The organism is Paenibacillus gallinarum (assembly GCF_014836635.1).
GTDB classification, from domain to species: domain Bacteria; phylum Bacillota; class Bacilli; order Paenibacillales; family Paenibacillaceae; genus Paenibacillus; species Paenibacillus gallinarum.
In genome coordinates this window covers 25565-47150 of record NZ_JACSQL010000014.1, presented here as the reverse complement: position 1 = coordinate 47150, position 21586 = coordinate 25565, and the positions used below count along the sequence as shown (strand labels likewise).

Below are 21586 nucleotides of genomic sequence, written 5' to 3'. Positions count from 1 at the left end.
TTTCCTCCCTTCTACATGATGCTCTCTTTCGTAAATTTCTTGAAGAGACCGTTTGCAACGAACAACAAGATTACGCTGACAACCGAATTGAATATGCCGATGGCTGTACCGTAAGAGTACCTACCCATTTGTAAACCATAGTTAAGTGCATAAAGATCAAGTACTTCTGAGTAATCGGTTACCAGACTGTTTCCTAAGAGGAACTGTTTCTCATACCCGATACTGATCAAGTGTCCGATGGACATAATGAACAATACTGAAATGGTTGATCGAATACCTGGCAGTGTAATGTGCCACATTTGTCTCCAGCGGCTTGCTCCATCCACCCTTGAAGCTTCGTATAATTCTTGAGAAATACCCGTAATTGCAGCTAAATAGATAATTGCGTTCCAACCCATTTCTTTCCATAGATCGGAAGCGGTTACAATGTACCAGAACAAATTCCCTTGCGCCATGAACTGAATCGGTTCATTAATAATATTTAGCCCAATGAGGATATCATTAATAATTCCGCCATCCGTAGAAAGCATTTTTGTTACAATCCCAGCAACAACGACCCAGGATACAAAGTGAGGCAAGTATGATACCGTTTGCACCGTTCTTTTGAAAATCGTACCGCGGAGTTCATTCAACAAGATTGCAAAGAAGATCGGGAATACAAATCCTACTAGAAGTCCCAACAAACTCATTGCCAGTGTATTTCTGAGTACGAGATAAAACCGCTCATCACTAAACAATTCAATGAAGTGTTCAAATCCGACCCACTTTTGTTCCGTAAAGGTTTTAGCAGGTTTGTAATTCTGGAAGGCCATTGTCCAGCCCCAAAGCGGCAAATAATTAAATATGAAAACCCAGATTACAAAAGGTAAGGACATGAGTAATAAAAACTTCTGATCTTTCACAGTTTTCCATAAACCATTCGGCCACTTTCGCTTAACTTGTTTCGCGGCGGAGGCCTCGGAATCCGTGGAAGCGGGCTTTGTTAGCGTTTCCATGAAATAACCCCTCCTCTGTTTGATAACATAATCATACTCCAAGATATTCCGGATCAATACCCAATGAATTTCAGAGAAAATCATATAAAAATTAGATATATTTCCAACTCTCATTGTGCAGAATGTCTAAAAAACAAAGCTTATATATTAAATCCAGAAGAATTCATGTGAAATATCACTTTTTATAAAACGTTTTCGAAAAAGGATATGAAACTTTGTTCTAATTTTGACGCTGTTTATACTGATCTCGATAAGCAGAAGGAGAAATACCCATATATTTTTTGAATTTGGTATGGAAATAATCTACATTAGCATAACCGATTTGGTCTGATACTTGATGGACTTTTAGTCCTTCTTCAAGAAGTGACTTTGCTTTCTCCATACGAACCTTATCTAAGAACACATTAAAAGACTCACCCGTATAATTTTTGAACAATTTCCCCAAATAACTGCTATTATAATTAAAAACTTCAGCAAGAACCTCCAGCTTGAGGTGATCTCCTGGATTTCTTTTTATAAAATCAATCATCTGTTTGATTACGGTATCTTTACTATTTACACCAAGCTTCTGAATCAATTCCGAAAATTGAAGTTGCAATGTATCCAAAAGCGCAATGAACGTTGGCTGCTGATATAATGCCGATAACATAGCTGTATGTTCCGTCGCAATTAGTTTTGTCTCGGAATTTACTAGAGAAAGCTTGTTCAAAGCAACCGCAGCAATTTTAGTAATCATGTTTTTAATCTCATGTTCTGTGTAGTCCTCTGTCAACACCCACTGCTGGAAATGATCTAGAACACGTGATAATAAATCTTTACTTCGTATGTCTAAAGCATAGTAAAGTGTATCTGTGATTTTATCTTCATCTAGTCCTTGTAATTCTTCTCCTCTCTCTTCTATAGGCATACTTAGCCCATAATCTTCTCTTCTCATCAAAACCGATGGTTCGGTAAAAAAGAAGCGCTCTTCAAGTAGGTGCAGAGCTTCATTGTACGATGTCTTCATTTCTTCCATATGTAATACACCCGTCCCGGCTGCTATATACACAGGGCTTGAGAATCTTTTAAGAGTCATAACGGTTTCATCATAAAAGCGATGCCGTTCATCATTAGTAACCAGAGGTGTTTTAAGCAAACAGCCAATGTATTTTCCCGCTGTAAAAACAATCCCTCTCTTCGATGAAGCAAGCAGATCTGTCATTTCCTTCTTTATTTCTGTACTCATGTGAGTAGAAGACTCATTATATACTTCAATAAGGACTACCTGATAGGAAGGCCAATATAAATCATATTTTTTCACGTCTTCAGCGGTCCATACCTGTCCACCGTGCAGTATAGACTCAATTACATGTTCACGATAAAAAAAGTCTTCATTTGTATTACGCTGCTTTACACTTTGTTCTTTGTCTAGACGTGCTTTAATCCGCTCCAGTTCTTCCACCATTTCTTCTTCATCTACCGGTTTTAATAAGTATCCGCCTACACCAAAACTGATTGCTTTTTTGGCATAATCAAAATCTGCATGTCCACTTAAGATAAGAAATTGACCCTTTTTCCCTTCTTTGCGGAGATGTTCGATAACTTCAAGTCCAGTAAGACCTGGCATACGGATGTCTAATATTGTAAGGTCCGGGTTCAAATGATGATGCTTTTCAATAGCTTCTCTTCCGTTAGAAGCGGTATCAATCACCGTATAGCCCTCTTCTTCCCAGTTAATAATCGTTTTGAGCCCTTCTCTAATCATAGGTTCATCATCAACTATTAATACGCTATACATTATTTGCTTCCTCCTTTAGGAACCGTAAAGTCAATTTTTGTACCTTTTCCGGGCTTACTGGATATGATTAGACCATGCTCTTCCCCATAGGACAAGGTTAGCCGCTGATGTACATTCCGCAGACCAATTCTACTATTCTCTTGTTCATCAGGGCCTGTTATAGACGTGATTACTTCCTTCAGTCGTTCTGGGCGGATTCCGGCTCCATTATCTTGAACTGTAAAATGAACAAGGTCATTCTCTTCATAAATGGTAACCTCTACTCTAACCTCTTCTTCTTGATTCTCCAGACCGTGCACAATCGCATTTTCTACAAGCGGCTGAATAATAAGCGGCGGTATATGCTCTTTTTCTATTCCTTTTTGAATGCTAAGTTCAAAATCAAGCCGGTCTTCATAGCGAAACTTTTGAATTTGTAAATAGGAATGAACCATTTCCATTTCTGCTTTAATCGTTGTTTTACCACTACCGATTTCAAGATTTTTGCGGATGAGTTTACCTAGTAAACGCACAATGTTTGCAATTTCTGCTTCTCCTTTAATATGTGCTTTCATTCGAATAGACTCTAGTGCATTAAACAAAAAATGAGGATTGATTTGACTAGCCATCATTTTAAGCTTAATTTCCTTTTGTGCGATCGCAAGCCGATTATTCTGCTCACTTGTCTCCACGACTTGTTCCATAAGCCCATTAATACTTGATACCATATGATTAAACTGTCTTGATAATTGACCAATCTCATCATTACCGTCTACTTGCGAAACGACCTTTAAATCTCCCAGTGCCAATCGATTAAGCTGCCTGCTGAGACGGAGTAAACGATTGGTCGTAAGCAGCGATATTACGTATACAAGAGCCATAGCCACAAAAAGCACAAGAATAATAAACAACATCCCAATTAGGCTGATTTCCTTTGCGTTGCTTACTATACTTTCCTTCGAAAAAATAGATACGATTTGAAAACCATTCATACTCGAAGATGGGGTCATTTCATCGACAATAATATTTGAAGGTTCATCATACACGTTTGCTTCGATAAGCCCTTTTTTTTGAGATCGAAGATCAACCCCCATATTAAGGGACTCAAAAGTAGATCCTACAAGTTTCGTATCTTTTGCAGCGACAATATACCCCTGACTATCTACAATCATCGTATTAAAAGGTTCCTGGCTCAGCATATTATTAAGTTCATCGCGGTTAATGAGTACCATGAGCACACCTCGGCTCTGATATTCAGGAAATTGAACGCCTCGCACAAGACTCAGTGTATCTGCCGGATAGTCTTCTGAATTCGGAATATAGAACCAACCAATACTCGTCGATTCCATTGCTTTCTTAAACCAAGAAGCACTCTCTATCTGAGTATCAACGGGTATAAATTCATAATTATTAACCAAGGTAGAGTTAAAAGAGAAAAAGCGAATCCCATATAATTCTCTATATTGCTGTAAATAGTCGTTAAACAAGGTAAAAGAGTGATAACTTTGCGTCAGCTCCAGCATATTCGCAAATTTGGTGTTCGCAATTTCTTTTATCTCGCTATTAAATAAAAGCAGATTAGAAATATCCATAGGCACTCGAAGCAGCGTCATGGTCTGATTTTTGATACGCTCTACATTGTTTTCTGCCTGCTGTATTGCCTGATCCATCGCCTGCTGTCTGAAATAGTAGGTCACCCCTACACCTATGATGAGTACGGGAATCATGACGACAAGCACATAGCTGATGACAAGCTTATGTTTAAGCTTCATATCATTCGTACGCCGGACAATCTTTGACAGCAATCAACACACCCCAGATCTATATAAGCGCTTACACATCTATACTACTTATTTTATCATAAATTGTAATGTCTGGATTGTTCATTCTCGACAAGTAAATACATATTTCATTAGTTCTTACAGGACAAACTGATGAGTACTATATATTGATGAGTATGGAATTTCTCTGATTGTTAATTTACCGATTGGGAAGGGGACAAGCAATGGATATTTTTTCATCAATTATAATGGGAATTGTGGAAGGCCTGACTGAGTTTCTTCCTGTTTCCTCGACGGGTCATATGATTATCACCGCTCACTTGCTCGGACTCTCTACGGATCAGGAAAATGTCAAAACGTTCGAAGTTGTTGTCCAGCTCGGAGCTGTACTTGCTGTCGTCGTTCTTTACTGGAGAACCTTTGTCGGTTTTTTCACCGTCAAACCTGGTGATCGTGTCATGCCTCGCCTGAACCTGCTTCATATCTTTCTAGCAATGCTGCCTGCTTCTATTACTGCGGTACTGTTTCGTGATGTGATAAAACAATATTTATTTGGTCCAAGCACTGTAGTCTACAGCCTCATTGCCGGCGGACTGCTTATGATTGCAGCAGAGAAATGGCACAAGAAACCGATAGCACAAACCGTAGATGATATCACCTACAAGCAAGCATTTATGATTGGACTGTTTCAAATTTTAGCGCTTTGGCCAGGGTTCTCTCGTTCCGGTTCCACAATTTCAGGCGGACTTCTTGCAAGAGTCAGTCATACGGCAGCGGCTGAATTCACTTTTCTTGTCTCCGTGCCTATTATGTTTGGGGCTACCGCCCTCGACTTATGGAAAAGTGCAGACATTCTATCCGTAAAGGATATCCCTTATTTTGCAATCGGGCTTCTGACTTCTTTCTGTGTCGGTATGCTGGCGATTAAAACGTTCCTTTCCCTTTTGAAAAAGTGGAAACTTTCCACCTTTGCTTATTACCGGTTTGGCCTTGCCCTTGTTCTTTTGTTTATCATCTTATAAAAATAGGAGCCTCTCCTTTTGCTGCTAATCAGCTTAGGAAAAGCTCCTTTTTCATTCTCCATCATCTTGCATTACTGTTTAGATTCCAAAGTCTCCAAGTAATCAGAGATTTGGGTTGGTGTTTTCGCCCATTTACTGTGCAAATGTGCGATTTTCTCCCCATCTTTGAACACAAGCAAGCTTGGAATACCGCGCACTTGATTTTGTTCCGCAATCGTCAGGAATTTCTCAGCATCTAGAGCAAAAAATTGTTTGTCTTGATGTTTGTCTATTACATCACCGATAAAACGGTCTAGATTTTTACAGTCTGGGCACCAGTTTGTATCAAATTTTATAACCGTCAGACGATCACCGTTGATTAAATCCTGATATTGTTCTTCACTTTCGATTCGTTCCATATCTTTTTTCCTCTTTTCTTAGCCTATAGGATCATATTATAAATGCTGTGTATATTGATTGGCTCTGGTCAATCTTCTGAGCTTATCTTTTTCTTTATCCGTTAGTGGCTCGGTCATTGAAGCCCCGATATTACTAAGCAATTGTTCCCTCGAGCTGGCACCAGGAATGACAGTAGCAACAGCAGGGTGTGAGAGCGCATACCGAATAGCTAGTTGGGACATACTCCGTTCTTCTGTAACAAATGCTGCTAATTTCTCGCGAATCTCCTTGATTTGCTCGGGTGTATATTCAAGATACCCTTTTAGAGCTTTATCATCTCTGCCATCTGCCAGTGCTCCGCCAGCCACCGGCCCTCTCGCTATGACACTTATACCATGTTCATGAAGAGAAGGAAACACCTCTTCCTCTCCGCGACGATCCAGCAAACTATACTGATTCATTACACTAACGATCGAAGAATGCTGGGTATACTCCCGAATCACATTTGGACGTATTGAAGAAATCCCATAATAACGGATGAGTCCGGCCTGCTTTAATTCCTCAAAGGCCTCAATCGTTTCTTCTATTTGATCTTCCATAGTACCGCCATGCAGCTGATAAAGATCAATGTAGTCGGTTTGAAGTCTGCGTAAACTATCTTTGACAGCGTTCTTAATATGCTGTTTACTTGGGTCCCAGCGGAGTCCCTCTTGACCGGTCAAACGCCTGTTTCCTACTTTCGTAGCGATGATTACATCTTGTCTGCGCCCTTTGAGAGCCTTCCCCACCAGTTCTTCATTACGTCCATCATCGTAAATATCAGCCGTATCTAGGAAATTAACGCCATGAGCAATCGCTTCATGTATAAGCGGAATCGCTACCTTCTCATCTATTCCTAGTGACATGCATCCGAGTCCAATTTCACTTACCATTAAATCAGATGAACCAAGCCTATTCATTTTCACTGTGAGACCTCCTTCCAATTATAGAAATAAAGTTAAGATGACAATATTAGTATTGTAGCATGAAGAATAAAGAACACAAAAATACGCATAGGGTAGAAGGTAAACCTTCCTTTACCTGTACCCTATGCGCATCCATCATCAACTATTAGTTTTTTAATTATTCTTCAAATGCAGCACTTACTTCACTTACCATTCCAGATACAGAAGTAAGACCTCCACCGGACAAGTACCAGTAGTTCGCATCTAGATAAACAATGTTACCTTCTTTATATGCTTTCGTGTTTTTCACCAAGCTGTTTTCAACCAAATCTTTAGCAGAAGAAGCTGCTTTCTCATCCGATGAAACAACCACACCGCGGTCTACAACAAACAGGTAGTCTGGATCTTTCTCTACAATGTACTCAAACGAGACGCTTTGACCATGTGTTGAAACTTCAATCGCTTCATCTACTGGTGTGAAACCAAACACATCATGGATAATTCCAAAACGGGAACCTGTACCGTACGCACTGATTTTACCTTCATTAGCAAGGATGATCAGAGCATTTTTACCGCTTGCTGTTACTTTTTCATTTAGTGCTTTAATTTCATCTTCAACTTTCGCAATCTCTGTATTTATTTCATCTGTTTTGTTGAAAATTTGTCCAAGAACTTGCATGTTTTCTTTATAAGAATCCATGTAGCGAGTTGTATCTACTCCAAGATAAATGGTTTTTCCGATTTTGCTAAGTTCTTCGTAAGAATCAGATTGACGACCAGAGATAATGATCAGGTCAGGGCTGATTTCTGCAATTTTTTCGAAATCCGGTTCTTTCAAGCTTCCTACATTCTCATATTTGGAATCTTTATATTTTTCTAGGTAAGAAGGAAGATTCGCTTGTGGAACCCCTGTAACTTCAATACCCAATTTGTCGAGAGAATCGAGAATCCCCATATCGAAAACAACTATTTTCTCAGGATTGGTCTCAAGTGTGGTTTCACCCAGTTTATGGGCAATCGTTACTTCCGATTGTTGTGCTTGTTCTGCTGTTCCATTACTGCCAGCCGCTGCGTTCGTCTCAGCTCCGCCTTCTGCTTCTTTGGAGTCACTGCCGCAAGCTGCCAGTACTACCGTAAGCATCATAACCATAACTAGTGTAAAAATAGAAGATAACTTGAATTTTTTCATTAGAATCACCTCGACTATTATTTGGTTAATAATGAACAAAATATCTCTTTTAACTCTAAAGAGTTAGGAACCCCTTTCTTTCTTCTTAAGCCCGAATTACTTTACCGGAAGTACACGCAAATTTTGTTCCCATCAATGATCTGGACAGGTATATCCATCTCATAGATTTCTTTCAGCACCACAGGATCAATAATTTCATCCGTCGTACCTTCTTTTACGATTTGGCCATCCTTTAGTGCTACGATGTAATCTGAGTAACAGGATGCAAAATTGATATCATGGATAACAATAACAACCGTCTTCCCCAGTTCATCTGCAAGCTTCCGCAGTACTTTCATGATCTGAACTGAGTGTTTCATATCCAGATTATTCAGCGGCTCATCCAGCAAAATATAATCCGTATTTTGGGCAATAACCATGGCGATAAATGCTCTTTGGTTCTGGCCTCCACTCAGCTGATCCAAAAATTTGTGCTGCATATCCTGAAGTTCCATGTACTCGATAGCCTCATCAACAAATGCCCAATCTTCTTTGGTTAGCTTGCCTTGAGAATAAGGAAACCGGCCAAAACTAACCAAATCACGTATTGTTAGTCTTACATTTATGTGGTTGGATTGCTTGAGAATTGCTATTTTCTTCGCAAGATCTCCACTTTTAGAGTTGCTTACATCCATTCCATCAATGAAGATTTCACCGTGATCTTTGCTTATGAGCCTACTTACCATAGACAACAAGGTACTCTTTCCCGCACCGTTAGGCCCGATAAAAGAAGTGATTTTCCCTTTTTTGATATTGGTAGTTACATTCTCTACCACATACTTGTTACCGTATAGTTTGGATACCTCTTTCACATCTATCACGATTTATTCTCCTTAAGTAGCAGATAAATAAAGTAAACACCGCCGATAAAATTAATGATGACACTCAGTGTTGTTGAAAAAGTGAAGACTCGCTCAACAATCATCTGACCGCCTACAAGCGCACTAATACTGATTAGCATCGCTGCTGGAATCATTACTTTGTGCTGATAAGTCTTAAACATCTGATAAGTTACATTGACGACAAGAAGTCCTAGGAAAGTAATAGGTCCTACAAGTGCTGTAGAAATGGATACTAGAATCACGACAATGATCAGCATCCGGCGCACAACCAGATTATAAGGAACTCCAAGATTAACAGCATGTTCCCGACCTAGCGACATGACATCCATATACTTACTGAATTTTGTAAAATAAACCCCGATTGCGGCAAAGGCAATAATCGATACAATGACAAGATCTGTATTCACGTTATTAAAGCTAGCGAACATGCGATCCTGCACAATTAAAAACTCATTTGGATCCATAATAACCTGCATAAAGGTCGACATACTCTGGAATAACGTTCCCATCACTAAACCGATGAGAAGCAAGAAAAATAAATTTCTTCCTTCACGTTTGAACAGAAGTTTATACAAGACCCCTGCAAACATCACCATCAGACCTACCGAAATAATAAAATTCATATTCTTGCTGAGGGAAGATACTTGTGCTGATCCGTACATAAAAATAATAAAGGTTTGGATGAGCATATAAAGTGAATCAAGCCCCAGCACACTTGGTGTTAAAATCCGATTATTCGTGACGGTCTGGAATATCATGGATGAGAAAGCGATGGCGCTTCCCGTTATCACAATAGCGAGAATCTTCATTGCTCTTCTAGGAAGAACATAACGCCAGCTACTGCCTAGATCGACAAAGACAAAGATTCCAATAAGAGCAACGGCAAGAGCAGCGAGAAGTGTAATCTTAGTCTTGTTATTCATAGGCCTTTCTCCTCATCAGCAAGAAAATAAAGATGATACTGCCGAGCACGCCAACCGTTAAACCGATCGGTATCTCATATGGGTATATAATGATCCGACCCAGGATGTCGCAGATCAATACGAAAATTGCACCCACTAAAGCAGTGTGAGAGAGACTTTTCTTAAGGTTATCACCCATATACATACTCACGATGTTAGGAATGATCAGACCAAGAAAAGGGATCATACCTGCCGTCAAAATAACGACAGAGGTAACCATCGCAACGATGATAAGACCGATATTGACAATCCACTTATAGTTAAGTCCGAGATTGACAGCGAATTCCTCTCCCATACCCGCTACCGTAAACTTGTTCGCATAAAAGTAAGCGATAATGACAAGTGGTATACTGATATAGATGAGCTCATATTGGCCAGAGATAATCATGGAGAAATCTCCTTGCAGCCAAGAGGAAATATTTTGGATCAGATCGTGTTTGTATGCAAAAAATGTAGTGATTGAACCGACAATATTACCAAACATGATTCCCACAAGCGGAATAAAAATTGTATCTCTGAATTTAACTCTCTCTAGAATCTTCGTAAATATAAATGTCCCTGCCAGTGCAAATACAAAAGCAATAAGCATCTTCACTAACGGAGGTGCAGTAGCGAACAGCAACATAGACACCAAAATGCCAAGTTTAGCTGAATCTTCTGTTCCCGCTGTGGTTGGAGAGACAAATTTGTTGCGTGTAATCTGTTGCATAATAAGTCCACATATACTCATGCTAATCCCAGCAATGAGTAAACTTGCAAGCCTTGGTAATCGGCTTTCCAGTAAAATCTGCTTCTGGATCTCATCTAAGTTCAGCAAATCCCAAGGCTGGATATCCTTTACTCCGATAAAAACGGAAAGAAGGGATAAGATGAAAAGTAGAATAAATAAGTATCGCTTCTTCATAACCGTTCCTTCCTCTTCTCCGTTTATTCAGGAGGATAGGGTTACTACTTACATCTGAAAAAAACGGATCAATCATTATGTAGGAAACTCTGGTATTAATTGTCTCAGATAATGATATTCATTATCAATTGGACACAAGATTCATTGTATCATTTCATTCTCATCTGTCAATCCTATTAGGCAATAAATTTGCTCAGTAAAAAAACGGCGAAGAAACTAGATTAGCTAGTCTCCCCGCCGTCAAAGCGAATCTTATAATGAATTGACCTTTTCTTTATATCTTCTTAAGCCAATATATTATTTATTAATAAGCTGACCTGCATAAGCTTGAACATTTAGTGGAGCTATCAGATATTTTGGAGCTTTAGCTACAAACGCCTGGAAATGAGCACTCGTATTATGAGAAGCTACCGCTTCCTGATCTTTCCATTCCTCGATCATTAGATACGTGTTCTCTTGCTCTGTATCTTTAAAAAGTTTGTATGAAACATTGCCTTCTTCAGCGCGTGATGCCTCTACTAATTCTTTTACTGCTTCAAGAAATTCAGACTCTACAGCATGGTTCACTTTCATTTCTGCATGAATAATAATCATAGGTATCCTCCTCACTTCCACTGTGCAACACGGTCTATAGGCAGACGAGTTGTCTTACGTGCTTCTTTAGCTGCTTTACCGATTGAAATCAGCATTACAGGTACATAACGTTCTTTATCCATTCCAAATGCTTCTGCAATTCGGGATTTATCGTAACCGCCAATTGGGTTTGTGTCATATCCGTGAGCACGAGCAGAAAGCATGAGCTGCATGGAAACCAATCCGCAGTCGATTACGATCATTTCGCGGAATGCACCTGCTGAAATACGACCAAACAGATCTGTGTAGTTCGCCATAATCTGTTCCTTCACCTCTTGTGGAAGAAACCCACGTTCTACTGCACTGCTCATAATGTCATCTGCATTGTCGAATGCATTCATATCTCCAAATACAGCAATGACTGCAGACGAAGTTTTCACTTGGTGCAAGTTTCCTGGTGCCAACTCTTCAAGTGTTGCTTTGCCTTCTGGGCTATCAATAACTAGAAATCTCCATGGTTGAAGGTTAACAGAAGATGGAGCGAGTGTTGCTTCTTCCAAAATCTCTGTCATTTCTTCACGGCTGATTTTAACCGAAGGATCATACACTCGCACCGAACGGCGGGAGGAAATTACTTCGTTGTAATCTTTAATTACTGTATTTACAGTCATGGTTATAAGCTCCTTTTATCTATATCATTTATTCGTCTTTCTGGGATCTTTCATTTGGTGGATCTGGTTGTTCAGCTTCTGTAATGTTTCAATAAACTGAAGGCGCTCTGCTTCCGTGAGATCAGATTGCAGTTCCTCCATAAATCGTTCTTTTTCCGCTTTAAAATCCGCTACTTTGTTTTTTCCTTCTTCCGTCAGCTGAACTAACGTAATCCGGTTATCGTTCTCGCTTCTCGTGCGGAGTAGTATCCCTTCCGCCTCCAGTTGCTGAACATGACGCGTCACTGCAGCAGGATCAATTGATACTGCTTTCTGTAGATCCGATTGGCTGATTTCTCCACCCGTCAGTTTACATAAAAGTTCAAGCCGATTAGGACTTACACCCGCACAGCGTTCAAACCGGGTAGCGATGTGCTTATTAAGATGCATAAGCAAATACAATAGGTCTTCCGTACGACATGTAGAAATAATAAAGACCTCCTTCAAATCATTGACTCATCAATGGTTGATGGGTCAATCATATCCCTTATTTTCTTAAAATGCAAGTTTTTTTTGCAAAAAAAACCGAAACGTCTCTATGAAAAGAGACATTCCGGCCTTTTATACATCCATATTTCTTAGACATTATAGAGACTGAATACAACTACTCGGTCTTAATAATAAGGTGCCATCATAAGATACACAATTACACCTGTAAAGCTTACGTAAAGCCAAATAGGCATCGTCCATCGCGCAATCTTCCGGTGTTTTTCTACCTGCATTGTCCAGCCCCACACGAGTGAGAAAAGAGCAAGCGGCACAATGACAGCAGCTAAAAAGCTATGCGTGATCAAAATGGTAAAGTACACAGGACGAATAAATCCTTCTCCCCCAAACTTTGATGTCTCCGGAGAAATGTAATGGAAGGTAAGATAGGTTACTAGAAATAACAATGTAGAAGCAAATGCTGCAATTACAAATCGTTTATGAATCTTAACATTTTTCTTTAGAATAGCAATGAGTGCTGCCAGCAAAAAGATAAAAGTAAAACTGTTGAGTACTGCGTTAATCCGTGGAAGTATTGTATAATCAAAATGCACTTCACCGTTATAACCTACTGGCGCAAAAAAGAGCAGCAATATAATAACATTGGCAATCAATGAAAAGCTAATAATGATTCCCGCAAAATTCTTCTTCGTCGTCGGGACGTAGTCACTCTCTTTCATACCTTTGCTCTTCATAACGAACGTTATCCTCCTCTATAGGTAAATCCTTACTTCAATTATAAACTTCATAATAGGGAATTGTTAAGTGACAACACTCTGAACTTTATTGAGGGTCTTTTTGTGATGGGGTTTATACGAAAGGTTTGATTCTAGGAATGGATAAGGATTCCCCTTTCCATTTGATATAAAAGAATGTACAATAAGAGGAGAAACGTAAAGTACAACAAAAATTACATATATTGTTCACAGGAGGAGTCTGGCACACAAGGCCCCCTTCTGTCTATTTTCAGGCGTATTTATGGGGATCTTGCGTAAATAGGCTTTTTTTGTGTGTAAACATGAAGATTCCCTCACATGCGGACAATATATACCTACTTCGAAAGGGGAACAACGATGGATTTTATTTTTATTTTACACCTCGTGCTCATTCTTATCTTTACCAAAATTGCAGGCCATCTATCGGTCAAGTTAGGACAGCCTTCCGTCCTTGGTGAATTAATTGCAGGGGTTATTCTTGGCCCGGCGATCCTTGGGTGGGTTCAACAGACGTCGTTTATCCATGAATTCTCAGAAATCGGCGTACTTGTTCTTATGTTTATTGCTGGTCTCGAAACCGATTTGGATCAGCTTCGTCAGAACTGGAAGGCTGCTTTAGCTGTTGCCGTAGGCGGGGTTATTTTACCTTTCTTCGGGGGATATGGAGCAGCACTGAGCTTCGGTATGGAGAATCATCACGCTCTATTCTTCGGTCTTCTATTCTGTGCTACTTCCGTAAGTATCTCTGTACAAACGCTAAAAGAAATGAACCAACTAAGTTCAAAAGAGGGTACCACCATTCTGGGAGCCGCTGTTGTTGATGATATTCTCGTTGTCATCTTGCTGGCAATAATGATGAGTGTTCTCGGAACAAGTGGAGAAAGCGTAAGTATTGGTAGTCTTATTGGAAAGAAAGTGCTCTTCTTTGGAGTCATCATTGCCGCGTCCATCTGGGTAGTACCTGTAGTGATGAAATGGTTCGCCAAACTGAAAGTAACAGAAACTGTGATTTCTGGCGGAATCATTATTGCACTCGCCTTTTCCTATTTTGCTGAATGGATGGGTATAGCAGGTATTATTGGTGCATTTGCCGCAGGGATTGCTATTTCACAAACCGAATTTAAGCACACGGTTGAAAGCAAGCTTGAACCGATCGCTTACAGTTTGTTTGTTCCTGTATTCTTTGTAAGTATTGGACTAAATGTCGACTTTGAAGGCGTCGGATCTCAGATTGGATTCATCATCGTAATTAGTGTCGTTGCTATTTTGACGAAACTGCTGGGCGGAGCCTTAGGTGCGCGTTTGACTGGATTTAATGGACGTTCGTCTTTTTCCATCGGAGCTGGTATGATTTCTCGGGGAGAAGTCGCTCTGATCATCGCAGGTACAGGTCTTGCATCCGGTCTGCTTGATCCTGAATATTACACATCACTCATCATTATGGTCATTGTAACCACACTAGTGACACCGCCGTTTCTTAAAATTATGTTTTCTAATAAAAAAGGATCTACATTAGAGAACAACAACTAATTATATATAAATAACAGGCTTATACATCCAGTAAATTAAGGGATGTATAAGCCTGTTTTCATTTTTTTATATTGAGTATTACTTGGTACCCTGTATCATCATCTACCTATATAAGAGTAAGAGTGAAATAAATTCATTATTCGTCCAAATATTGTTCGTACTCCGAATTCAGTCTCGCTTCTTTGCAATGAACTGAACCGCAAGAAGAGTAGAAAATCTGGACACGGTCTGTTTCCTGCACACCGAGCTCACTATAACAGTCCCGACACAAAATCACACCCAGCGGAATAGAGCTCTTGTATTTCTCCACCTAAGTAAACCTCCTCTTTGTTCATTTCTTCTCTTCATATATAGTAAGCGTTATCAATTTTTATGACTCTCCTGTGATAAAAAAATGCCCAGCAGTAACTGCCAGACATTTGTTATGAGGATCATTTTATTTATCAGGTAAACTGCAAGAATCATCCTTACATAAAGCATCCTCACTGTCTCCAAAGACTTTCAGTGGCTGCGACTCAGACCATGCTTGCGTCAATGCATCTGTAAACACTTGAAGTGGCTGAGCACCCGAAATACCATATTTACGGTCAATTACAAAGAAAGGAACGCCTTGAATCCCAAGATCAGCACCTTGTTTCTCATCTCTGCGTACTTCCTCAGCATAGTTCGATTCTTCCAGCATCCTCTCCACCTGTTTCGTATCCATTCCAACTTCTCCAGCAAGACGAATGAGAACTTCTCTGCTACCAATATGTTCACCTTTTTCAAAATAAGCGGAGAAAAGTGATTCTGTCATCTCACTCGCTTTCCCCTGCTCTGCAGCATAATGAGTTAAACGGTGCGCATCAAACGAATTGGTTGGTTTAAGAACGTCAAAATTATAGTTCAGTCCAACAGTACGCGCTTGCGCTACGACATTTTCTGTCATTGATTTTGCCTCTTGAGCAGACATTCCGTACTTTTTCGCAAGACTGTCGTAAGTTGTCTGTTCTGTATAGCGTGCTTCGTTTGGATTCAGTTCATAACTACGATAAACGACTTCAACCTGATCTTTATGAGGGAACGACTCCAAAGCTTCTTCAAAGCGGCGTTTTCCGATATAGCAAAAGGGACACATATAGTCCGACCAAATTTCGATTTTCATTTTATAACCTCCCGAAAATATTGTTACTTACTTAATGTAACTTATTTTGGCAATCATATCATATATTCTTTCTATAAATCCACAAAGAACCTAATTTTCATTAGTTCACTTCGTGAATAAAACAACTTATCCCTTTAATGTTTCAGATGGTTAAATACTAGAATATAGTTGCTATAGAATGATAGTTAACCATAATCAAGAACAGTAAATTAATGGTATGAAGTAACAATAGATCCTACCTTGTAAGTAAACCCTCCATTCTGACCGATAATAACTTAGATTTCATATTGTAAAAGGAGGATTTACTCTCTTATGTCGTCATACGCGTATGTAAGAAACTCTATTTTCATTTTATTCACGTTTTTATTCCTGTCGTTATCACTTCCTGCCTCACTTTCTTTTCAGATCTCTCATGCGGAGGCTACTTCAGCACCCGTTCAGGAAGTTCAATTGACTTACCCCGCCCCTTCCATAACATTAACTACGGATAAACGCCTGCCCTTGGCAGCAAAGTTGAAGCAATCAGAGGAAGTGCGGGTTACCTATTCTTCAGGAAATACTAAAATTGCCCGGGTTAATTCAAACGGAGTCATTATTCCGATCTCTAAGGGTACAACCAACATCAAAGTGACGGTTACTACTCCCGGTTATAAAGGAACACTCTCTTTACCTGTGACCATTAAGAAAAGCACCTCCTCTGCAAAACCGGTATATGCTGCCAAGAAAGTAAAAACCGCAGGCAGAACATTTACGGTACAGACGGTTACTTTACCTAAAGGAATGCCTGTCACTGCTGGACTAGCTAATGGAAAGGTTGGTGCTACACAGTCCTTATCCTCTATAGTAAGTAAGTATCAAGCGCAGGCTGGGATAAACGGAACTTACTTTGAAGCGTACGGCGGCGTACCTGACCCGTATGGGATGATCATCAGTGACGGAATTATCGAACATATTGGTAACAGCGGTACTTCGATTGGGTTTAAATGGGACGGATCTGCGGTAATGGATACGCTGCGCGTAAGGCTTCTCGGGACCGTAAAAGAGGACCAGGGACGTTCGCAGAATTGGTATGTCTATTTTGTTAACCGGACTCCGACCAAAGGAAAAACTTCTGCGGTATTATATACGCCAAAACGTGGAACAAACGTTGGATTTGCCTACGGAACAGCTGTAACAGTCCGGAATGATAAAGTCACGAAAGTAGCCAAAAATACGAATGCCTCTATTCCTAAAGATGGCTATGTACTGGTATTTACCGGCACAGAAGAGCAAATGGCAGATAAGTTTAAGGTAGGTTCCTATGTTGACTACAATATAACGTTCAATAATGCTGCAGGAAAGAAAATCAATTGGGATGACGTTCATACAGCCATCGGAGCAGGACCGAGACTCGTAACGAACGGTAAACTTAGCGTTAATCCGACCAGTGAAGGATTCAGCAGTTCCAAAATTCTAACTGACAGCGGTGCTCGCAGCGCAATAGCTATTAAGAAAGATGGATCACTGATGCTTGCCACCGTATCTGGAGCAACCATGAAGCAGTGGGGAAGTATTATGCTTAAGCTTGGTGCATATCAGGCCATGAATATGGACGGTGGCGCTTCGTCTGGACTTTATGTTAGTGGAAAAACAATTACTTCCCCCGGCAGACTGATTAGCAATGGACTTGTTTTTGGGAATTCTCTAGTGTGGTAACATTCTGAAATCAACCAAGTAAGCCTCTTACCATGATGGTAGGAGGCTTACCTTTATCTATACAGGGAGCAGTTTCATTCTTTTTTTATTTAGGGCGCTCTAGTGAAAACATCGGACCCAGCTTCGAGTAATGATTCCCTGCAAGGCGGCTAACCGGCTGAAGTTCGTTCGCATCAATTCGGCCATGATCGATTAAGGAATCAGCAATATGAAAACGAACAACCCGGCCGATGATTAAATCACAGGCAGGAGCACTCTCTGTTCCTCCTAAGGGATACGCTGCTTCAAGTACACACTCCATACGAAATTTCGCCTCTTTTACTCCAGGAACTTGTATTAGGTCACTTGGAACCACAGTTAGTCCGGCCTTTTCAATCTCACTTTCGGAAGGAGGTAAGCTCTCCGCAGTCTGATTAATCTTATCGACATTCATCTCGTCGGTTATATGAACGACAAACTCTTTCTGGTACATTGCATGACGTGCAGTGTCTTTCGAATGTCCATTTTTCCGCTGTACTGAGATCGAGATCATTGGAGGATCCGCGGTTACGATATTAAAATAGCTAAAAGGAGCTCCGTTAATCGTTCCGTCTTCCGATAAAGTTGTCACAAAAGCAACCGGTCTCGGAATAATACTTCCTGTGAGAAGCTTATAATTTTCTCTTTCTGTTTGAGTAAGAGGATCAATCGTTCGCATAGACATGCCCATTTGAAAATCAGCTCCTTTTCTACTTACATCTGATCCTGTTCCAGCACACGAACAACAATGGGTACAAGATTCTGTTCAAGCACAGGGCGTTTATTCTCATACCATTCTGGCAGCATTAAGCTTTCACCCAGCTCTGCCTCAGGTTCATCCACAGTAAATCCAGGAGGATCTGTAGCAATCTCGAACAGAATTCCCCCTTGTTCCCGGAAATAGAGCGCTTTAAAGTAATTCCGATCCTTTACAGGGGTAAGCTCAAATCCATCTGCTTTTACGGCAGCACTCCAGCGGATATGGTCCGCTTCATCCGCTGCCCTCCAGGCAATATGGTGAACGATCCCGATCCCGTTTCTCCCTGGTGCTACCTGTGTTTTGCTTACATCAATCAGGTTGCCGAGATTTCCAGTTGAGCGGAAACGAACAGCCCCCTTAGCTTCCCCTACTTTGGTCAAACCGAGCGTATTCTCGAGTGTCTTCATCGTTTTCTCTGGATCTGTGCTGTAAAGCAGAGCCCCGCCGAATCCTTTAATTGCTTTCTCAGGAGGTATTCCGCCAAAGGTCCACTGGCTTGCAGGTCCTTCTTCTCTCTCTACAAGTTCAAGCTGTAGTCCATCGACATCTCGAAACTGAACATAACTTTCTGAAAAACGTTCTACCATGGTATATGAAATACCAAATTTATTCAAACGTTCCTTCCAGAACTCAAGTGAACCGACGGGCACTGCATACGTTGTCCAGCCGACCTGTCCTCCGCCTATTGTTCCTTTACGTCCCGTAGGGAATGGGAAGAAAGTGATGACCGTGCCCGGGCTCCCTTGTTCATTACCAAAATAAAGATGATAGACATCCGGAGCATCAAAGTTAATTGTCTTTTTTACAAGTCGTAACCCAAGAACCCCTGCGTAAAAATCCACGTTTTTTTGTGCATCTGATACGAAAGCTGTAATATGATGAATTCCTGCCGTTTGTTGTCTCATCTTGTTCACCTCTTCTAATATAGTAAGTTAATCATATTTATTCGTTTTACTGAATCAAAGCATCAATAGAGTAAGCTCCTGCCCCTGTAAAAGCGACACCGATCAGCACTGCCATGAGAATGACATTAAGCTCAACACCATTTGCTGTTGCCCAGAAACCATTGGGTCCATGCACCTTGACCATGGCTACAATCATCGTAAGTGCAAGCAGTACAGCGACAACTGGAGTGAAGAGTCCTGCTGCAAAAGCAATCCCGCCTACGAATTCAACAAGTCCTGCCATCACGGCTGCAGCCACACCTGGTTTAATTCCAATGGACTCCATCCATCCTCCTGTACCTTTGGGACCATAACCGCCAAACCAGCCAAATAATTTCTGTGCTCCATGTGCTGCAAAAATAAGTCCTACCACCAAGCGAATAATTAGCAATCCTGTTCCTACCATTTGTAATTCCCCTTTTCTTTGTTCATTTATGTGTTTGAAATATAATCATCAACAGTTAGTTTAGAGCCATTTATCTTAATATTAAGATATTTATGTAAAAAAATAGATTCTTCTTATTGTTGATTGTTACTTTGATCAAAATCACTCGTACAGTGATCTACAAGTTTAACAGCTGCTTTTTTCATTCTTATGCAATGTATGAGCAGCTAAGTGTTCTGTGCGGATAAACCAAGTTTCTTCAGCAAATCAATTACCTCTACCTTTTCTTCATCAGTTAGTCCGGTCATTGTAGATTCGATTACTTTCTGGTGTTCTGGAAAGATTTCATGAAACATTCCATCTCCCTGTTCCGTAATCTCCGCGTAAGTTACTCGGCGGTCAGACGGACAAGCAACCCTTCTTAGAAGTCCTTTGTTCTCAAGCTTATCCGCAGTGTAGGTAATACCACCGCTCGTAATCAGCAGCTTCTCACCCATTTGCTGCATGGGGATTCTGCCTTTATGGTACAAAAGTTCCAACATCGCAAATTCAGTCTCAGATAATCCATGTCTCTTCATATCCTTTACTGCTTGTTCCATAATTACCTTATAAGCTTTAGAGAGAATAACGAACAACTTCAATGATAATGAGTTATTAATCATTACGTTCATCCCTCTCTCGTAAATTATCTTAAATTTAAGATATTATTAATATACATCCTTGTTATCTAAAATGCAACCTTCTTTTTTCACAAAAGAAATAAGCCGAAGCCTCCCATGAAAAATATGAAAGGATTCGGCCCATTTTTATTTTGACACGGCATTTACATGATCTATATCTTTGCCTCTATGAAGCAAATCCTCCGTGTTTAGAAAAAGCAGAAGTTCTTCATTAAATTTAGCCTGCTCGTCAAACATCATGGCATGGCCACTTTCTTCAAACATGATCCGTCTGGAACCAGCAATTGCTTCACTTGTGAGTTTAGCCAGATTCGGTTCACAGATTTTGTCCTTTGATCCATGAAAAATAACGGTCGGCACCTTGATTTTAGGCAAATCTGAACGCAAATCTTCTTCCCTTAAAGACAAAGCTGCCTTAACTGTTCCATGGTGCGAAGCTTGTAAACAAAGCGATTGGAGCCAAATCATCATACCTGCTTTTGTTTTGGTTTTTGTAAATTGAAGTCCTAATTTAGTCAGCATCTTCGGCCGATCTTCATAAGTAGCAACAATCATCTGTTCGGTGAACTCCTCAGGGTCCATTCCATAATCAAAATTATCCCGTTTCGTAAACACCGGTGCTGCTGCCCCTGCCAATACGAGACTCTTAACCCCATGTCCGTTATGACGGGCCATATATCTTATCGCAACCGCGCCCCCCATGGAGAAACCAAACAATGTAGCATTTGTAATCCCAAGCTCATCAATAACCGTCCTCACATCATCGGCGAGTCGATCATAGGAATAGTTCTCCCACGGAGCATCCGATTTACCAAATCCACGAAAATCAATACCAATACAACGATATCCATTAGCGGGCAAACGGGAAAATTGATATTCAAACATTTTATGATTAGCTGGCCATCCATGAAGGAAAATAATAGGAGACCCTTCCCCTATATCTTCCACATATATTTTTACGTTTTCTTCAACTTGTACATAACGTCCCATCGTTTCTCCTCCTAACAGGAATAAATAAACTTCGATCCTTTTTACTGATATGACTTCCCTTATCATCACGTAGTTTCTGAGCTAAACCTTGTGAGTATATTTAACCTTGGTCTGATGTATCCAAACGCAGCAGGTAACAAAGG

The 21586-nt window shown here is 40.4% G+C and carries 23 protein-coding genes; 3 read left to right on the top strand and 20 right to left on the bottom strand.

The window, feature by feature from the left end:
• Nucleotides 1–11 precede the first annotated feature (11 nt).
• The 3 genes from H9647_RS21635 to H9647_RS21625 form a co-directional block, all read right to left on the bottom strand.
• Entirely contained in the window at nucleotides 12–995 is a 984-nt protein-coding gene (locus H9647_RS21635) for an ABC transporter permease (protein ID WP_191803953.1), read from the bottom strand.
• A 220-nt stretch (nucleotides 996–1215) separates the two neighbouring features.
• Nucleotides 1216–2772, bottom strand: a complete 1557-nt coding sequence (locus H9647_RS21630) for a response regulator transcription factor (RefSeq protein WP_191803951.1) — start codon at nucleotides 2770–2772, stop codon at nucleotides 1216–1218.
• A complete protein-coding gene (locus tag H9647_RS21625) occupies nucleotides 2772–4523 on the bottom strand; it encodes a cache domain-containing sensor histidine kinase (protein WP_225229483.1) in 1752 nt (583 codons plus the stop codon). The genes H9647_RS21630 and H9647_RS21625 overlap by 1 nt, the downstream gene beginning before the upstream one ends.
• Before the next feature lie 233 nt (nucleotides 4524–4756).
• Between H9647_RS21625 and bacA the strand changes: the two genes are divergently transcribed.
• Nucleotides 4757–5554 carry an undecaprenyl-diphosphate phosphatase gene (bacA, locus tag H9647_RS21620; RefSeq protein WP_191803947.1) on the top strand — a complete coding sequence of 266 codons (798 nt, stop codon included), beginning with the start codon at nucleotides 4757–4759 and terminating at the stop codon, nucleotides 5552–5554.
• 71 nt (nucleotides 5555–5625) lie between these two features.
• Here the strand turns inward: bacA and H9647_RS21615 are convergent, their stop codons facing one another.
• The 10 genes from H9647_RS21615 to H9647_RS21570 form a co-directional block, all read right to left on the bottom strand.
• Entirely contained in the window at nucleotides 5626–5952 is a 327-nt protein-coding gene (locus H9647_RS21615) for a thioredoxin family protein (RefSeq protein ID WP_191803945.1), read from the bottom strand.
• Between the two features lie 36 nt (nucleotides 5953–5988).
• A complete protein-coding gene (locus H9647_RS21610; protein ID WP_191803943.1) occupies nucleotides 5989–6897 on the bottom strand; it encodes an aldo/keto reductase in 909 nt (302 codons plus the stop codon).
• Between the two features lie 157 nt (nucleotides 6898–7054).
• A complete protein-coding gene (locus tag H9647_RS21605; RefSeq protein WP_191803941.1) occupies nucleotides 7055–8065 on the bottom strand; it encodes a siderophore ABC transporter substrate-binding protein in 1011 nt (336 codons plus the stop codon).
• 101 nt (nucleotides 8066–8166) lie between these two features.
• Nucleotides 8167–8925, bottom strand: a complete 759-nt coding sequence (locus tag H9647_RS21600; protein WP_191803938.1) for an iron ABC transporter ATP-binding protein — start codon at nucleotides 8923–8925, stop codon at nucleotides 8167–8169.
• A complete protein-coding gene (locus tag H9647_RS21595) occupies nucleotides 8922–9869 on the bottom strand; it encodes an iron chelate uptake ABC transporter family permease subunit (protein ID WP_191803936.1) in 948 nt (315 codons plus the stop codon). Before H9647_RS21595 ends, H9647_RS21600 begins: the two co-directional genes overlap by 4 nt.
• Nucleotides 9862–10812: an ABC transporter permease gene (locus tag H9647_RS21590; protein WP_191803934.1), complete on the bottom strand. Its 951-nt coding sequence runs from the start codon at nucleotides 10810–10812 to the stop codon at nucleotides 9862–9864. The genes H9647_RS21595 and H9647_RS21590 overlap by 8 nt, the downstream gene beginning before the upstream one ends.
• Nucleotides 10813–11109: 297 nt before the next feature.
• Complete coding sequence (locus tag H9647_RS21585) at nucleotides 11110–11406, bottom strand: putative quinol monooxygenase (protein ID WP_191803933.1); 297 nt, start codon at nucleotides 11404–11406, stop codon at nucleotides 11110–11112.
• An 11-nt stretch (nucleotides 11407–11417) separates the two neighbouring features.
• Nucleotides 11418–12056 (bottom strand): nitroreductase family protein, encoded by a 639-nt coding sequence (locus H9647_RS21580; RefSeq protein ID WP_191803931.1) that lies wholly within the window; start codon nucleotides 12054–12056, stop codon nucleotides 11418–11420.
• Nucleotides 12057–12080: 24 nt separating this feature from the next.
• Complete coding sequence (locus H9647_RS21575) at nucleotides 12081–12485, bottom strand: MarR family winged helix-turn-helix transcriptional regulator (protein ID WP_225229482.1); 405 nt, start codon at nucleotides 12483–12485, stop codon at nucleotides 12081–12083.
• Between the two features lie 224 nt (nucleotides 12486–12709).
• Nucleotides 12710–13276 (bottom strand): DUF420 domain-containing protein, encoded by a 567-nt coding sequence (locus H9647_RS21570; RefSeq protein WP_191803927.1) that lies wholly within the window; start codon nucleotides 13274–13276, stop codon nucleotides 12710–12712.
• 378 nt (nucleotides 13277–13654) lie between these two features.
• Between H9647_RS21570 and H9647_RS21565 the strand changes: the two genes are divergently transcribed.
• Entirely contained in the window at nucleotides 13655–14827 is a 1173-nt protein-coding gene (locus H9647_RS21565; RefSeq protein ID WP_191803925.1) for a cation:proton antiporter, read from the top strand.
• Between the two features lie 136 nt (nucleotides 14828–14963).
• On the opposite strand, the gene H9647_RS21560 is transcribed toward H9647_RS21565, so the two are convergent.
• Both H9647_RS21560 and H9647_RS21555 read right to left on the bottom strand, forming a co-directional pair.
• Nucleotides 14964–15137, bottom strand: coding sequence for a GapA-binding peptide SR1P (locus H9647_RS21560; protein ID WP_191803923.1), 174 nt, complete (start codon nucleotides 15135–15137; stop codon nucleotides 14964–14966).
• A 126-nt stretch (nucleotides 15138–15263) separates the two neighbouring features.
• Nucleotides 15264–15971 carry a DsbA family oxidoreductase gene (locus tag H9647_RS21555; RefSeq protein WP_191803921.1) on the bottom strand — a complete coding sequence of 236 codons (708 nt, stop codon included), beginning with the start codon at nucleotides 15969–15971 and terminating at the stop codon, nucleotides 15264–15266.
• A 312-nt stretch (nucleotides 15972–16283) separates the two neighbouring features.
• Between H9647_RS21555 and H9647_RS21550 the strand changes: the two genes are divergently transcribed.
• Nucleotides 16284–17666, top strand: coding sequence for a phosphodiester glycosidase family protein (locus H9647_RS21550; RefSeq protein ID WP_225229481.1), 1383 nt, complete (start codon nucleotides 16284–16286; stop codon nucleotides 17664–17666).
• 85 nt (nucleotides 17667–17751) lie between these two features.
• Here H9647_RS21550 and H9647_RS21545 read toward each other — a convergent pair whose 3' ends face one another.
• The 5 genes from H9647_RS21545 to H9647_RS21525 form a co-directional block, all read right to left on the bottom strand.
• Nucleotides 17752–18363, bottom strand: a complete 612-nt coding sequence (locus H9647_RS21545) for a flavin reductase family protein (RefSeq protein ID WP_191804073.1) — start codon at nucleotides 18361–18363, stop codon at nucleotides 17752–17754.
• Nucleotides 18364–18398: 35 nt separating this feature from the next.
• Nucleotides 18399–19349, bottom strand: a complete 951-nt coding sequence (locus H9647_RS21540) for a ring-cleaving dioxygenase (RefSeq protein WP_191803919.1) — start codon at nucleotides 19347–19349, stop codon at nucleotides 18399–18401.
• 46 nt (nucleotides 19350–19395) lie between these two features.
• Nucleotides 19396–19794, bottom strand: coding sequence for a DoxX family protein (locus tag H9647_RS21535; protein WP_160035691.1), 399 nt, complete (start codon nucleotides 19792–19794; stop codon nucleotides 19396–19398).
• A 206-nt stretch (nucleotides 19795–20000) separates the two neighbouring features.
• A complete protein-coding gene (locus H9647_RS21530) occupies nucleotides 20001–20435 on the bottom strand; it encodes a MarR family winged helix-turn-helix transcriptional regulator (protein WP_191803917.1) in 435 nt (144 codons plus the stop codon).
• A 144-nt stretch (nucleotides 20436–20579) separates the two neighbouring features.
• A complete protein-coding gene (locus H9647_RS21525) occupies nucleotides 20580–21443 on the bottom strand; it encodes an alpha/beta fold hydrolase (RefSeq protein ID WP_191803916.1) in 864 nt (287 codons plus the stop codon).
• Nucleotides 21444–21586: the final 143 nt, after the last annotated feature.

Coding starts and splice junctions, on each gene's coding strand:
- H9647_RS21590 (WP_191803934.1), bottom strand. CDS start 10,812: ATGAAGAAGCGATACTTATTTATTCTACTTTTCATCTTATCCCTTCTT.
- H9647_RS21625 (WP_225229483.1), bottom strand. CDS start 4,523: ATGAAGCTTAAACATAAGCTTGTCATCAGCTATGTGCTTGTCGTCATG.
- bacA (WP_191803947.1), top strand. CDS start 4,757: ATGGATATTTTTTCATCAATTATAATGGGAATTGTGGAAGGCCTGACT.
- H9647_RS21615 (WP_191803945.1), bottom strand. CDS start 5,952: ATGGAACGAATCGAAAGTGAAGAACAATATCAGGATTTAATCAACGGT.
- H9647_RS21540 (WP_191803919.1), bottom strand. CDS start 19,349: ATGAGACAACAAACGGCAGGAATTCATCATATTACAGCTTTCGTATCA.
- H9647_RS21630 (WP_191803951.1), bottom strand. CDS start 2,772: ATGTATAGCGTATTAATAGTTGATGATGAACCTATGATTAGAGAAGGG.
- H9647_RS21580 (WP_191803931.1), bottom strand. CDS start 12,056: ATGACTGTAAATACAGTAATTAAAGATTACAACGAAGTAATTTCCTCC.
- H9647_RS21585 (WP_191803933.1), bottom strand. CDS start 11,406: ATGATTATTATTCATGCAGAAATGAAAGTGAACCATGCTGTAGAGTCT.
- H9647_RS21635 (WP_191803953.1), bottom strand. CDS start 995: ATGGAAACGCTAACAAAGCCCGCTTCCACGGATTCCGAGGCCTCCGCC.
- H9647_RS21530 (WP_191803917.1), bottom strand. CDS start 20,435: ATGATTAATAACTCATTATCATTGAAGTTGTTCGTTATTCTCTCTAAA.
- H9647_RS21555 (WP_191803921.1), bottom strand. CDS start 15,971: ATGAAAATCGAAATTTGGTCGGACTATATGTGTCCCTTTTGCTATATC.
- H9647_RS21535 (WP_160035691.1), bottom strand. CDS start 19,794: ATGGTAGGAACAGGATTGCTAATTATTCGCTTGGTGGTAGGACTTATT.
- H9647_RS21570 (WP_191803927.1), bottom strand. CDS start 13,276: ATGAAGAGCAAAGGTATGAAAGAGAGTGACTACGTCCCGACGACGAAG.
- H9647_RS21595 (WP_191803936.1), bottom strand. CDS start 9,869: ATGAATAACAAGACTAAGATTACACTTCTCGCTGCTCTTGCCGTTGCT.
- H9647_RS21525 (WP_191803916.1), bottom strand. CDS start 21,443: ATGGGACGTTATGTACAAGTTGAAGAAAACGTAAAAATATATGTGGAA.
- H9647_RS21565 (WP_191803925.1), top strand. CDS start 13,655: ATGGATTTTATTTTTATTTTACACCTCGTGCTCATTCTTATCTTTACC.
- H9647_RS21605 (WP_191803941.1), bottom strand. CDS start 8,065: ATGAAAAAATTCAAGTTATCTTCTATTTTTACACTAGTTATGGTTATG.
- H9647_RS21545 (WP_191804073.1), bottom strand. CDS start 18,363: ATGCGAACGATTGATCCTCTTACTCAAACAGAAAGAGAAAATTATAAG.
- H9647_RS21575 (WP_225229482.1), bottom strand. CDS start 12,485: ATGCATCTTAATAAGCACATCGCTACCCGGTTTGAACGCTGTGCGGGT.
- H9647_RS21550 (WP_225229481.1), top strand. CDS start 16,284: ATGTCGTCATACGCGTATGTAAGAAACTCTATTTTCATTTTATTCACG.